The organism is Streptomyces resistomycificus (genome assembly GCF_001514265.1).
GTDB classification, from domain to species: domain Bacteria; phylum Actinomycetota; class Actinomycetes; order Streptomycetales; family Streptomycetaceae; genus Streptomyces; species Streptomyces resistomycificus.
The window spans coordinates 84,081-97,372 of the sequence record NZ_KQ949008.1 but is presented as its reverse complement, the minus strand read 5'-3'; the positions used below and the strand labels follow the sequence as shown (position 1 = coordinate 97,372).

Below are 13,292 nucleotides of genomic sequence, written 5' to 3'. Positions count from 1 at the left end.
GCACTCGCGCAAGCTGTCCGAGCAGGCTGTGGGTCAGCTGATGGGAGGAAGGCCCCACGCGTCCTGGAGAGCTGTCTTCACGTCCTTCCCGAGAACCACGTGCGTCATGGCGCCTGGCAGGGTGGGCAGCTCAGCCCAGTGAGTCACGGTTTCAGCACTGGCAAGACCGTAGGGCAAACGGACGATCCCGTCGAAGTCGACGAAGCAGTCCCTGTGCTCTGCCCCGTCCTCACTCCAGTGCCGAGTCGTGAAGTACATCGGCCGCACCAGCCAGAATTCCTCACCCAACGTCGCATCGGACTCGGCGACGCTGTCAGCCGGGTACCGACCCGTGATCGCTGCTGCCACGGGTGTACCGCTCCGAGGCAGTCTCTCGCGTGCGTCCACCCACGTCACCACGGTGTTCAGATTCGTCATCTCCACCTTCGTTCAGGCACTCGGCAAGGCGTCTTCTGCCCATATGCCGACCCATCGGCAAGGGCGCTGCGTCGACCTCTTCACCCAGCAAGACCGCTCGGCGTTCGCGAAGGTTGCTTGAGACGACCACCCGCGACTTCCACTCCCGCGCAACCAGCGTCGCCCTCCAGCAGACCGAGACCCCGCGCTGGCACCGCTTCCTGCACGACGCCTTCGGCGACGACCCCGAAGGCCGCGAAATGATCGGCTTCCTGCATCTGCTGCTCGGCTACTCCATCACTGGCGACGTCGGCGCCCAGGTCCTGCCCCTCCTCCACGGCCACGGCAAGAACGGCAAGAGCGTCCTTCTGGACGTCATGATCCAGATCCTGGGGGACTACGCCGACGCCGCCCCGCCAGGCTTCCTGATGGACCGCGGCGCGTTCTCCGAGCACTCCACCGGGCTCACCGAACTCCACGGCCGCCGGCTCATCGTCTGCAGCGAGCTCAACCTCAACGACAAGTTCGACGAAGCAAGGGTCAAGCTCCTGACCGGCGGTGAGAAGATCAAGGCCCGCAGGATGGGGTGTGCGGCGTGGCAGAGCCTTCAGGCGGGTGCCGGTCAGGTGCCATTGTCGTATGAGGATCACCGCTCGCCGCGGGCAGTGCCGACTTGCGGGAGGCCACGTTTGAGGGAGCCAACTTGGCCCGCGCCATCATGGTCGATGCTGACCTGAGCGGCGCTTTCTTGGCCTCAGCCAACCTGCAGGGAGCGCGGCTCAGCGCCGCCGACAAGCGCCTGGCGGATGAACTCGGATCCGAAGACGTGGGTAAGCATGCGTCCTTGAGGAGGGCCGATCTGTCCGGAGCCGATCTCAGAGGGGCGGACCTGCGGGAAGTCGACCTGAGCGGCGCGGACCTGACCCGGGCTGACCTGCGGGGAGCCAAACTCAGCGGCGTGAAGCTGACCGGAGCAACGCTCACCGCCGTACGTGGACTACAGCGCTCACCGGAACCGTAGACATCCCCTCGCCGCCGCGAGCTGCACAGCCATACCCAGGTGCGCCGTGAAGCCAATGGACCGCCTGGGCGCGGGTCCACCGGCGGCTCGGGTGGTGACGAGCTGGCCGCCCTGGAGGCGGTGGGCGGGCTCATGAGCTGCGGGTATACCTCATCGGCGATGGGACACACCCATAGAGGTGGCTCAGACACGCCTCAGTACTGAGCGGACGGCCGACCCCCACACCCGACCTCGGCGACGTCCCAGGAAGTGTCACTGCTCGCGAGCAGCTGCTGGCCTTGACCTTGCCGAGACCGGTGCGACGTCCGTGAGTAGGATGCGGGCATGTACATGGGGGGCCGCAGGCTCAGATTCACAGCGGTGTCGGCGATGGTCGTACTGGCCCTGACCGGCTTCTCGTCGGGCCGTGGCCAAGGAAACAGCAGCAAGGAAAGCAGTGACGGGGGCGGTTGCAGCAGCTCCAGCCAGGACCACGGAAGTTCGACGCGGGGCGGCAGGGACCCGCTCGGCAGTTCGTCCAGCGGCTCGCGCAGCAGTGAATCGCATGGCTCCGGTACGAGTACCAATGACAGGGGTGGCAGTTCACAGCCCACACCCACGGCGTCCAGCAGTACCGCCCAGCCCCTGAAGGACGGCACCGCCGTGCTCGTGCAATGCGCAACCACGGAGGACCCGTACGCGACCGTCGAGATCAGGAATCCGAACGGACGCGACGCCCTCTTCACCGTGAAAGTCAACTTCAAGGACGAGCACGGTTACCCCTTGTTCGACACTGGCGATCAGGTGTCGGTCCCCGCGAAGGACAAGACAACGTACCGGGTGGCCGTTGCCAGTTCGGGGCGTGTGGGCATGATCGAACGGTGTGAGGTCGATCCCAGAGCTGCTGCCGTCCGGTGACGGGAGACAGGCCCAGTCCCGGCAAAGGATGACCGAAGCCGGTTAGCAGACGAGCCAGCCGACCCGGACGAGAGTCACTGCCATCGATACCTCTCCCGAGGCGCGGGCGAAGATCGGACTGCGCCGTCCGCCACGCGCGACCACCCTGGGCCGCCTGCTGTCACGTCTGGACGGCGACGCCCTCGACGACGCCGTGGGCGCCTGTCGGGGCCAAGACCAGTCGGCAACCTGCCCGGAGCGCGCGGAACACCTGGTGGAGTCCGTAGTCGTAGCTCATCGGAAGGCACGAGAAAACCGTGTCGTCCGAGCGCTTGGTCGGCGAACTCCTGGGCGAGCTCACCCGGTTGGATCTGGGCGTGGGGGGCCTGCGACGCGGCGGGTCTGGACGAGGCTTGGGCCGACGGCATCCTGCCCGACCTGGGATCAGTACGGGCCTACGAGTTATGTGCGAGTGGTGGGCTTTGCCCCGGGGCTTGGTCGAAACCGTGCGCGGAACTCGGTGCCCCGGCTCCCTCGCATTTGGCCTCCTTGCCGGTGGGCGTCCTGGGCGGCGTTTTTGCGGCTTGCTTATAGCGGCACTGGAGTCCTCCCGAATCATGGGTGAGGAAAATGCCGCGTGCAGGGTCACTCGCGGGCGCCCAGCAGGAGTTGGTGCGCAAGGCGTAGGCCTCCCGCGGCGAGGCCGCCCCCCCCGGCGGTCCTGGCCGGGACGGTGGCCCGCCGCTCGAGCCGGCCGGCACTCCTCGGGGCTGCGTTCGCGCTGCCCGTACGGTCAGCCCGGACACAGCCCTGCAGCTCGTCAGGGAGGCGCACGGTGAGCTGGACACCGGCTCCAGGCCGTCCGCGGCCTTCCTGGACGCCTCCGGCATGGTGGCCCCAACCGCGGCGTACACCGCCGCCGGGGCCCATACGCCCGCTGCCCGCCCAGTAGTTCGCAGCCCTGGGCCGAACAGACCGCAGCCCGCCTTGTCCGCGGCCGCGGGGCGGGGAGCTGTCGCGGCGCTGTGCGTGCTGTACGCGGGCGTTGCCCGGCCCTGCGCTAGAAGGTCAGGTTCGTGGCGTCGATCTTGCCTGTGTCGGAGGCGGCGTTGTCGTTGACGCGCAGCTTCCAGGTGCCGTTCGCGACCTCCGAGGAGGCGTTCACGGTGTAGGTCTGGGCAATGTTGTCGGCGCTGCCGCCAGCGTGGTTGTGCAGCGTGTAGACGGTGCCGTCCGGCGCCACCAGGTCGACTTTCAGGTCACCGATGTAGGTGTGCTTGATGTCCACACCCACCTTGAGGGTGGCCGGGGCGTTGCCAGTCACACCGGTTACGGCGATCGGGCTCTCCACGGTCGCGTTGTCGTTGATGGCGAAGTCCGCGAGATTCTCGAAGTACTTGCCGGTCGGCGGGGTGGTCCCGACGGCCTTGAGGGCGTCGACCTGTCCTTCGCCGAAGAACGAGTTGTTGGCCGTCGTGCCCGTGCAGCGGTTGTCCGAGGGGCAGGCGATGTCGTTGGCCTGCTCGGCCAGCTTGGCGCGGAGCTGCGCCGGGGTGATGCCCGGGTTGGCACTGGCGATGAGTGCCGCCACACCAGCCACGTGCGGGGTGGCCATCGAGGTGCCGCTCTTGCTGCCGTAGCCGCCGCCGGGGACGGTGGAGTACACGTTGCTGCCCGGCGCCGCGACATCGATGACGCCCTGACCGTAGTTGGAGAACGAGGCCTTGGTGACGCCAGTGCCGTTGGCCGCGACCGTGACCACGCCCGGCAGCTCGGTCGGGATGTCGAGGCAGGCGTTGGTGATGGTGCGGGTGACCGGCGTCGAGTCGTTCGGGCTCGCGGAGTCGGTCGTCTTGTGGGCGAGGTCGTAGTTCTCGTTGCCCGCGGCGGCGATCTGGAGGGAGCCCTTGCCCTCGGCGTACTCCTGGGCGCGCTTGACGCCCTCGATGATGGCGGCCTGGTCGATGTTGTCCGGGCAGTTGAACTGCCACGGGTCCGTGTAATAGCTGTTATTGGTGACCTTGAAGCCGTGGTCACCGGCCCAGACGAAGCCGCAGATGGTGTTCTCGGCGAAGAAGAAGGAGTTGCCCGGCTCGGCGACCCGGACCGCGGCGATCTTCACCCCGGGTGCCACGCCGACGACGCCCTTGCCGTTCTTGGCCGCGGCGATGGTGCCCGCTACGTGGGTGCCGTGCGTGTCGACGTCCCGCCACGCGCCGGCACGAGTGTCGGGCTTGCCGTAGGCGCAGGAGACCGAGTCGGCCGCGTCGAAGTTGGGCGCCAGGTCCTGGTGCTGGTCGTCCACACCGGTGTCCAGGACGCCGACCGTGACGGAAGCGGAGCCTGGGTGCACGGCCCAGGCATGGTCGGCCTTGATCTGGCTCATGTCGGCCCGGACCGGTTCTCCGGCCGGGGTCGAGGCCTGGGCCGGATTGGCAGGGAGTGCCGGGTTGTAGGCGTCGGCCGGGACGTCCGAGGTACGCGTGGCGCCCACGTGCTGCACGCCGGCGACGTCGCGCATGGCGGCGGCGAATCCGCTGGACGCCGCGTGGGCGACGATCACGCCGATGGCGTCGAAGTTCGAGAAGACGGTGCCGCCGTTGGCCGTGATCGCCGAGCGGACCGCCGAACTGTCACCGGGGGCGGTGATCACGAGGTAGGCACGCGTCCCGGCCACCCAGGTCGCACTCTGGGATGCCGGCATGGCGGCAGGGGTGTGGGCCTTGGCGGCCAGCGCGGTGGAGGGGACGACGGGGAGCGTGCCCGCGAGGGCTCCCGGGGAGCCGAACGCGAGGGCGGCACCGATCGTGGCCGCCAGCACCAGCGTGCGTCCAGGGCGGCTGGATATGTGGGGTATCAATGCGTCCTCCGGAAACGGCCCGGCCGTGCTGAGGGCACCGGCCGGGCCGTACGAAACGAGTAGTGGATGCAAGATGTCAGGTGCATGCTCCTGTACGGAAGTACCTTTCCGTGCACGGACGTTATAGAGGCATGGCTGAAAAGAGACGCACTCCGGGCATCGAGGGTCGGGATCCACCGAGAGGTCGGCGACGTCGACCGCGCCCTGCCACGTCGCCGGCCTGTTGCTTGCCGTGCTGCCCGTACCAGAGCGCCGGACCCGCGCGGCGGCCGACACCGCCCGCGCCCTGGTGGCCGTCGGCGACGTACTGCCCTCTCGTGCCGGTCGAATCGCCGAGCAAATGGCCGGCGTTCCCGGACCTGGGGTACAGCGTTTCGGGAGCCATCTCGCCGTACCCTCTGAGCTGCTGAAACGGACATTCGTTCAAGCCCTGACGCGGGCCTGCGACACCATCGTCGTCACCAAGAACACCTTCTGCTGTCCATGCCGTGAGCAGCTGAGAGCCTCAGACCAGCAGACGGACACCTTCGCCGCCGTCTACCGTCCAATTCGCCAGCGCAGCTTTCCCGGCATGGTCACCGTCCGGTGCTCCATCACCCGCGAGGGCGTGCAATGCGTCCGCCCACGTCACTGCAAGGGCATGTGCGCCACCCACTTCAACGCCTGGAAACACCACGCCGCCAAAGGCACTGAGAAAGCCTGGCTGCGGGAGCGCGCCCAGCCCTTGACCCACGGCCTTCCCTGCCAGGTTCCCGCCTGCCCCAGCCCGTCCTACAACTCCCGGGCTGCTCACAGGCCCACTGCTTGACGTCGAGGGGGTGTCGGCGGTGTCTGCCGAAGAGACCACCGTCGCGGTGGAGGCCGAAGGCAAGGAAGCGTCTGCTGCTGTGTCCGCGCTCGACAACCAGCGGATTTTGAACGTGCTCCAGGACCGACCGGACCGTGAGCCGGGGCGACTGCTGGCAGGGAAGCGGCGTGGCGCCTTGCTGAGGCTCTCGGCGGCCTCCAGCGCCGCAGCCGCACGGGCCGCCGTCTCCCGCAGACCCTCCACCCGCTCGCGGGCGGCCGTTTCCCGTGCCTCCAGCAACCCCAGCATCGACGCCACCGCGCACCCCTCGACGATCTAGCGGAAACAGAACGTCGAGACCATCCCTCAATCCGACCGCTGCCGGTGCCCCTTGTACGACGGCGACGCGCTCCTCACAGACGATCCCCCTCCACCATGATCAACCCGGAGATCATTCCACTCGCTCAGCCAACGTGACAGCACCCGGAGCACGCTCAGTCGGTGAGGGCGGACTGACCTTTCGGTTCCAGTCCTTCGCGTCGTAGCCTGGAAGGTGACGTGTCGAACCACCGACGTACCGCACGAGTGAGGCTGGACTGTTCCTGCATCCCCAGGCTGGCCGCGATCTGCGAGAAGGACAGGTCGGTCCTCGTGATCAAGTCCAGGGCCTGACTCCTGCGTACACGATCGACGACGCCGGAGAAGGTCGTGCCCTCCTTGGACAGGGACCGCTGCAGCGAACGCGGGTGAAGACTCAGCAGGCGCGCGATCTTCGACAGGTCCGGACCGCTGGATCCGAGCTGTTCGCTGAGAATTGCTGCGACCAGGTCCGACATGGGCACGTGCTGGTGACCGAAGTGCGTTTCGAGATGGTCCATCGCGATGTCGTGAAGCAGGTCGTCGCCGCCCCTGACCGGTGTCGAGAACAGGTGGCTCGGGACACGCAGGGCCGCGCTCGGACAGTCGAATCTGACCTCGGCCCCGAAGTACGCCCGGTAGGAGCTTTCCTGTGCCAGGCGAGGGTGTGGCAGCAGGACCGAACGCAGTCCGTAGGGTGCGTCGCCGTGGAGCAGCGTCAGGACTCGGTGGACGATCCCGATGCCGTAGTCGATCGCCTGTGGTGAGGCGCTGATGCCCGTGGTCGTGTAGCGGAGGCCGACCACACCGGGACTTCCCAGCGGATCGTCGGTTTCCTTGAGTGAGAGGGCCGGGCTGTAGACGAACAGGTACCGGCTCGCGCACTCGACGGCCTCGCCGATCGTGCGTGAGTTCTCCATGGCGATCGCCAGCGGCCCCAGCACATGCAGATCCTGCTGCGCCGCCATCCTCAACCCGAGGTCCGGAAGCGCGAATCGGCGGGCCGTTTCCTCGAGAACGCGCTCGACCAGTCGGAGACTGGCGAACGAGTTGCCCTCGGCGATCCTCGCCTCGTCGAAGCCGTATGCCGCGAGGAGTTCCGGGCCCGAGCCGCCGATCTCGGTGACGAGCGCGGAGAGCCCCTGCAGGGCAGAGCACCGGACAGGAAGATCGGTGTCACGCAAGGACAAATCCTTGTCGCCTCAGGGCAAGTACCGGAATGTTTCAACGGAGCAAACTACACGTTACGACCGAGAGGACAGCCTCTACCGAGCTGGAGCCGAAGTGACTGTCGCCCCACCCATGCTAAGCCCCGCCGGCCTGCTGACACCCGAAGAGCTGGACGTCCGCTGGAGGCTCGCCGTCCGCGACCGCCTTGCCTCCATGGACCTGCGGCTCACCGGGCCGGTCAAGCGCCTCGGATCCGCTGAGGAACTGGACCTCGGAGACCTTCTCATCACCGACTGGGTGTGCCCGCAGGTCGAAGGGACCCGAGGCAGAAACGCAGTGCGTCAGGACGACGACGCGCTTCTGCTCCTCGCCGCCAACGCCGGCCGGCAGATCATCGAGACCGCTGACGAGACCGTCGTCCTGCGACCGGGAACGGTTCTCATCATGAGCACCCGCACCACCGGGCGGTTCGTCATCCCCGATCACCTGACGAAACGAACGGTCCGGGTGCCCATGAGCGCCCTGTCCCCGTTCAACACGGGGGGCGGTGCACCCGGTTGCCTGCTCCTGGACACGGCTCAGAGCCCTTTGGTCAACCTCCTCCACGGCTTCCTCATGAGCCTGGACCGGCACATCGCGCGGATGTCCGCGGCGGAGGTCGAGGGAGCGCGCAACTCCCTCCTCGTCCTCATCGCCAGCATGATCCGTGCGAGTCGCCCCCACATCGGCGACGACGAGTTTCTCCAGCTGTTCCGACGGCGGCTGGAAGACTGGATCATCGCCCATCTCTCCGGTGGACCGATCAGAGTCGCCGACCTCGCCACCGCCCACAGCGTTTCTCCGAGGACGGTGCACCGGGCCTTCGCGTCGACCGGGGACACCGTCGGGGCGGTCATCCGCATGCACCGCCTGGCAGCGGCCAGGGGCGACCTCGTGAACACGAGCCTCTCCATTGCCGCGATCGCGCACCGGTGGGGCTTCTGCGACGCGAGCCACTTCGGACGGGAGTTCCGTCGGGAGTTCTCGCTGTCGCCCGGCGACTACCGGGAAGCCCACGGATGCGCCTGACCGTCTCCTCGTAGGCCGTGGCACACCCGTACCACCCTGCGGCGCGATCCTTCTAGGAGCCCGCCCGGGTCTTCGTGGATTCTGGGCCCGACACCAGTACTCGCGAGTGTCGGATCACTCCGAGCGAACCTCCACACGACCGACGGACCGTCGCAAGCGAATCGGAAGATCATATGAATCGAGAAGACATCGAGTTCCCGGGCGAGGGCGGCGTCACCCTCCGGGGCTGGTTCTATCCGGCCAGGAACACCAGCACGCCGGCACCGGTCGTGGTCCTGGCGCACGGGCTCTCCTGCGTCAAGGAGATGCACCTCGACGACTATGCCGTGGTCTTCTCCGAAGCCGGCCTCAACGTGCTCGCCTACGATCACCGGAACTTCGGCGACAGTGAGGGAACTCCCCGCCAGGAGGTCGACCCGGTCCTGCAGTACCGGGATTTCCGGAACGCGATCACCTACGCCACCACCCGCCCCGAAGTGAACGCGTCGAAGATCGGCATCTGGGGCTCCAGCTTCTCCGGTGGACACGTCCTCATGGTCGCGGCGATCGACAAGAGGGTGAAGGCCGTCGTCTCCCAGGTGCCGTTCATCACGGGTCCGCGCACCCTGAGCCGGGCGATCCGGCCGGACTTCATCCCGGTCTTCCGTGCGATCCAGGAGGGCGACCGACTCAACCGGTTCACCGGTGGAGAGCCCGCCATGGTCCCGGTCGTCGCGGCCGACCCCACGGCGCAGGCCGTGATGCCCGCGGTCGACGCCTACGAGTGGTTCATCAAGACGTCGGCGGACCGGGCGCCCAACTGGAAGAACGAGCTGACGGCTCGAAGCATGGAGATGGTGACCGAGTACGCCCCGGGTACCTTCATCAGCCGCATCGCGCCGACCCCGCTCCTGATGATCGTGGCCGACAACGACACGGTGGCACCGTTCGAGTTGGCCCTCGACGCGTACGAGGAGGCCCGGGAGCCGAAGCAGATCATCGTCAAGCAGGGCGGCCACTTCGACTTCTACAGCGGCCCCGGCTTCGACGAGCTCTCCGCAGCCGCACGGGACCACTTCGTCAAGCACCTCCGGGGCTGAACCCCCCTCCTGCGCCCCTTCTGAGCCGCATCGACGAGCCACACCTCTCCCGTCACCGATCCATCCATCAAGGAGCCGCAATGCCGTACTGGGAGATCTTCACCCCCGAGAGCGCCTTCACCCCGCAGGACAAGGAACAGCTGTCCCAGAGGATCACCTCGCTCTACACGGACTACGCCTATGACCTGCCGAAGTTCTACGTCGTCGTCCTGTTCAAGGACATGCCGGCGGACACCATGTACGTCGGTGGCAAGGCGAACAACAACTTCATACGGATCCGCGTGGACCACATCGCCCGGCAGATGGACGATCCCGAGATGCGGTTCCTGTGCATGGAGGTCATCGAGGAGAAGCTGGCGCCGTTCGTGAAGGACCGCGGCTACGACTGGGAGGTCCACATCGACGAGACCCCCATGGACCTGTGGCGCGTCGAGGGCCTCGTTCCGCCTCCGCCGGAGTCCGACGTGGAGAAGCTCTGGGCCAAGGAGAACCGTCCCGTCCCCTACGAGCTGACCGGCTGACCCTCTGACCGAGGTCCCGAGGCACCGTTGGGGTCCTGTCCACCGTGCGGGCCCCGGGACCTCATCCATCTCCGGATCCCGGAGGGCGACCTGGGAGTCGGGGACAGGATTCCCCATATCGACCTGCCGAACGGCGCGTCGCGCCGACCATCGCGATCACTCCGGCACTCCGCGCTGCCGCGGTGGTGCTTCAGAGCGACGTGGCGCTCGCATACCAGCGCTCGGCGCACTCGTTCCATGAGTCGCCGAGCGTGCGTTCATCCCGTGACTTCGCCGCCGACGTGCGCAAGGCCGCGTCGGCCGACAACACCGCAACCGGAGGTACCTCGTGACCACTGCCCCCCACTCCTCGCCTGCCCCGCCCATCCGCGCCACGGTCTTCGTCGGTCGCTGGCCGAATGTCCCGGCCGAGGAGTTTCCCGGCGTACCGAACGGCACCTTCTCGCCCACCACGGCCACGCTCGTGAGCGGCGCCACCGAGGTGGTCCTGATCGACGCGCTCTACCTCAAGGATGACGTCCGCGACCTCGGTGACCTGATCGAGCGCACCGGCAAGAAGCTCACGACGATCTACATCACCCATGATCACGCCGATCACTACCTGGGCTTCGGACCGCTCCTGGAGCGGTTCCCGGAGGCGAAGGCCGTGGCGCTGCCCCACGTGGTCGAGTCCATGAAGCAGACCATGCAGCTTCAGATCGAGCAGTGGGGCATGTTGTTCGGCGACTCCTGCATCATGGCGGGGCCGCTTCCGGAGCCACTCGAAGGAAGCACGCTGTACGTCGACGGATCTCCCCTGCACATCATCGAGGTGAAGCAGGCCGACATCCATCCCACGAGCATCGTGCACATCCCCGAGATCGACGTCGTCGTGGCCGGTGACTCCATCTACAACGAGATCCATCCCATGCTCGGCCTGTCGACGCCCGACGAGTGGCAGGACTGGCTCGAGACCGTCGACACCGTGGAGAGCCTCCGCCCGCGCATGATCGTGTCCGGACACCGCAGGCCCGACGGCGACGACTACGCGGTCGAGACCATGATCGCCCAGACCCGCGCCTACATCCAGGACTTCGCGGCCGCCTCCGGGGTCGCGAAGGACGCCGAAGAACTGGTGGCCACCATGGTGGAGAAGTACCCGCACCACGGCAACGTCTGGACGCTCCAGTTCTCCGCCGGCGAGGCGATCGCGAAGCGCGACGCCGCTGAGTGACCGAGCCTGTCACCCGAAGTCCGCACTGCTGCCTTCGCGTTGAAACGCGCCACACCACGATAGGTGACCTCACCATGCATTTCGCCTCTCTGCCCGACCGTCGCGCCGCATCCACTCCGGACGGGCCCGCGGTCGCCGACGGGCGTCATTCGCTCACCAATGCCCAGTTCCTGACCCGTGTCCGGGCTGCCGCTCGGCACCTTCAGGACCTTGGGATCGGTACCGGCGATGTCGTGGCGCTCAAGCTGAGGAACCGCGTCGAGTTCGTTTTTCTGCTGTTCGGGGCCTGGCGGCTCGGCGCGACCGTCACCCCGGTCAATCCGAGCCTGACCGAGGGTGAGGTCGCACGGCAGCTCCACGACTCGGGCGCACGCCTGCTGGTCGTCGAGGACGGCACGACCGCTGCGGGCGTCACCACGCTGGCCGTCGACGACCTGGACGGGGAGGCGGTGGGGCCGGGTCCGACGCCGCAGCCGGACTCGACCGCGCCGGCACTCCTGATCTACACCAGCGGAACGACGGGCGTACCGAAGGGCGTGATGCTCGACCACTCCAACATCGACGCAATGGCGGCGATGGGGTGCCAGGTGATCGAGACCGGGCAGACCGACCGCTGCTTGCTGATCCTGCCGCTCTTCCACGTCAACGCCATCGTGATCAGCGTGCTCATGCCGCTGGTCGCAGGCGGCAGCGTCTTCATCACCGACCGGTTCGACCCCAAGACCTTCTTCGATCTCGTCGAGCGGGAGCGACCCACCTACTTCAGTGCCGTGCCCACGGTCTACAACATCCTCGAGGCGCTGCCGGCCGACGTTCGACCCGACACGTCCTCGCTGCGATACGGCACGTGCGGTGCGGCACCCGCCTCCGCCGAGTTGCCGATCCGATTCGAGGCCCGGTACGGATTCCCCATCATCGAGGGGTACGGGCTGTCCGAAGGAACCTGCTTTTCCACCGTGAACCCCGTCGCGGGTCCGCGCCGCGCAGGCACCGTGGGGGTTGTCGTCCCGGGGCAGGAGCTCCGGATCGTCGACGAGCAGGGCAACGAGCTGGCGACCGGCATGGATGGTGAGGTCATCGTGCGTGGCCCCAACGTCATGCGTGGCTATCTCGGCAGGCCGGAAGACACGGCCAAGACGATCGTGGACGGCTGGCTGTACACGGGCGACGTGGGCCACCTGGACGCGGACGGCTACCTGACCCTGGTCGGGCGATCGAAAGACATGATCATCCGTGGTGGCGAGAACATCTACCCCAAGGAGATCGAGGACGTCCTCACAACTGACCCGTCTGTCCTGGAGGCCGCCGTCATCGGTGTGCCTGACGACAGGTGGGGAGAGGTGGTGGTCGCCTACGTCCAGCCGCGACCTGGTACGACTGTCGATCCCGAGGCCCTGGAAGCGCTGACTGCGCGACACCTCAGTGGCTACAAGCGGCCGACGTCATTCCTGGTGGTCGACGCCATCCCCAAGAACGCTGTCGGCAAGATAGACAAGCCCTCGTTGCGGGCCGCTCACGCCGCGGCCCTGTCATCCCACTGACCGCGGGCAGTTCCCCGGTCATCGAGGGCTCGCCCTCTTCGGAGGTCGGGTGACGTGAGGGGCGAGATTCCCTCCCGCCGCCCGGCTGGGCGAGTATCTGGCGAACGGTTCCCTGTCCCGCGCCACGTCCGACCGCCGCAACCCACCACGGCCTGCGCGACCGACGACCCTGCCTGCATCCTGGCAGCGCACCTCGGCCATCGCGACGCCCACGACGGGACGGCGTGGAGGCGGTCAGGAGCCCGGCTCACGCAGACTGAGCGCATGCGCGCCGGTGAGACCCCCGGCAGAACTTCGGCCACCGTCGACGCACGATCGGACTGACGGCGCACCGGAGCGCCGAGCGCCGCCGGGAGGCGTGGGTGCGAACTGCCGGAGCGAGGCAGAGGCACCCAGGGAGGTC

The 13,292-nt window shown here is 67.5% G+C and carries 12 protein-coding genes; 9 read left to right on the top strand and 3 right to left on the bottom strand.

Going from position 1 to position 13,292, the window contains the following annotated elements:
- Positions 1 to 33: 33 nt before the first annotated feature.
- On the bottom strand, positions 34 to 417 hold the full coding sequence (locus tag AQJ84_RS39225; RefSeq protein ID WP_030039910.1) for an AQJ64_40280 family protein: 384 nt from the start codon (positions 415 to 417) through the stop codon (positions 34 to 36).
- A 113-nt stretch (positions 418 to 530) separates the two neighbouring features.
- Between AQJ84_RS39225 and AQJ84_RS39220 the strand changes: the two genes are divergently transcribed.
- The 3 genes from AQJ84_RS39220 (at position 531) to AQJ84_RS40345 (ending at position 2,314) form a co-directional block, all read left to right on the top strand.
- Positions 531 to 1,133: a phage/plasmid primase, P4 family gene (locus AQJ84_RS39220; RefSeq protein WP_051869803.1), complete on the top strand. Its 603-nt coding sequence runs from the start codon at positions 531 to 533 to the stop codon at positions 1,131 to 1,133.
- Positions 1,100 to 1,417: a pentapeptide repeat-containing protein gene (locus AQJ84_RS41820; protein WP_159042804.1), complete on the top strand. Its 318-nt coding sequence runs from the start codon at positions 1,100 to 1,102 to the stop codon at positions 1,415 to 1,417. Before AQJ84_RS39220 ends, AQJ84_RS41820 begins: the two co-directional genes overlap by 34 nt.
- 369 nt (positions 1,418 to 1,786) lie before the next feature.
- A complete protein-coding gene (locus AQJ84_RS40345) occupies positions 1,787 to 2,314 on the top strand; it encodes a hypothetical protein (protein ID WP_225889272.1) in 528 nt (175 codons plus the stop codon).
- A gap of 1,039 nt (positions 2,315 to 3,353) precedes the next feature.
- Here the strand turns inward: AQJ84_RS40345 and AQJ84_RS39210 are convergent.
- Positions 3,354 to 5,114 carry a S8 family peptidase gene (locus tag AQJ84_RS39210; protein WP_030039914.1) on the bottom strand — a complete coding sequence of 587 codons (1,761 nt, stop codon included), beginning with the start codon at positions 5,112 to 5,114 and terminating at the stop codon, positions 3,354 to 3,356.
- Between the two features lie 866 nt (positions 5,115 to 5,980).
- Here AQJ84_RS39210 and AQJ84_RS43690 point away from each other — a divergent pair.
- A complete protein-coding gene (locus AQJ84_RS43690; RefSeq protein ID WP_164873057.1) occupies positions 5,981 to 6,280 on the top strand; it encodes a hypothetical protein in 300 nt (99 codons plus the stop codon).
- Positions 6,281 to 6,434: 154 nt separating this feature from the next.
- Here the strand turns inward: AQJ84_RS43690 and AQJ84_RS39200 are convergent, their stop codons facing one another.
- On the bottom strand, positions 6,435 to 7,481 hold the full coding sequence (locus AQJ84_RS39200) for an AraC family transcriptional regulator (protein ID WP_078631828.1): 1,047 nt from the start codon (positions 7,479 to 7,481) through the stop codon (positions 6,435 to 6,437).
- On the opposite strand from AQJ84_RS39200, the gene AQJ84_RS39195 reads away from it, so the two are divergent.
- The 5 genes from AQJ84_RS39195 (at position 7,471) to AQJ84_RS39175 (ending at position 12,889) form a co-directional block, all read left to right on the top strand.
- Complete coding sequence (locus AQJ84_RS39195) at positions 7,471 to 8,535, top strand: helix-turn-helix transcriptional regulator (protein ID WP_198536355.1); 1,065 nt, start codon at positions 7,471 to 7,473, stop codon at positions 8,533 to 8,535. The two genes, AQJ84_RS39200 and AQJ84_RS39195, sit on opposite strands and share 11 nt — an antisense overlap.
- A 173-nt stretch (positions 8,536 to 8,708) precedes the next feature.
- On the top strand, positions 8,709 to 9,614 hold the full coding sequence (locus AQJ84_RS39190) for an alpha/beta hydrolase (RefSeq protein ID WP_030039919.1): 906 nt from the start codon (positions 8,709 to 8,711) through the stop codon (positions 9,612 to 9,614).
- An 80-nt stretch (positions 9,615 to 9,694) separates the two neighbouring features.
- Positions 9,695 to 10,135 carry a tautomerase family protein gene (locus AQJ84_RS39185; protein WP_030039920.1) on the top strand — a complete coding sequence of 147 codons (441 nt, stop codon included), beginning with the start codon at positions 9,695 to 9,697 and terminating at the stop codon, positions 10,133 to 10,135.
- 328 nt (positions 10,136 to 10,463) lie between these two features.
- The gene (locus tag AQJ84_RS39180) at positions 10,464 to 11,348 is read left to right on the top strand and encodes an MBL fold metallo-hydrolase (protein ID WP_030039921.1); all 885 of its coding nucleotides are present in this window, start codon (positions 10,464 to 10,466) and stop codon (positions 11,346 to 11,348) included.
- Entirely contained in the window at positions 11,345 to 12,889 is a 1,545-nt protein-coding gene (locus AQJ84_RS39175; protein WP_225889267.1) for a class I adenylate-forming enzyme family protein, read from the top strand. Before AQJ84_RS39180 ends, AQJ84_RS39175 begins: the two co-directional genes overlap by 4 nt.
- Positions 12,890 to 13,292 lie beyond the last annotated feature (403 nt).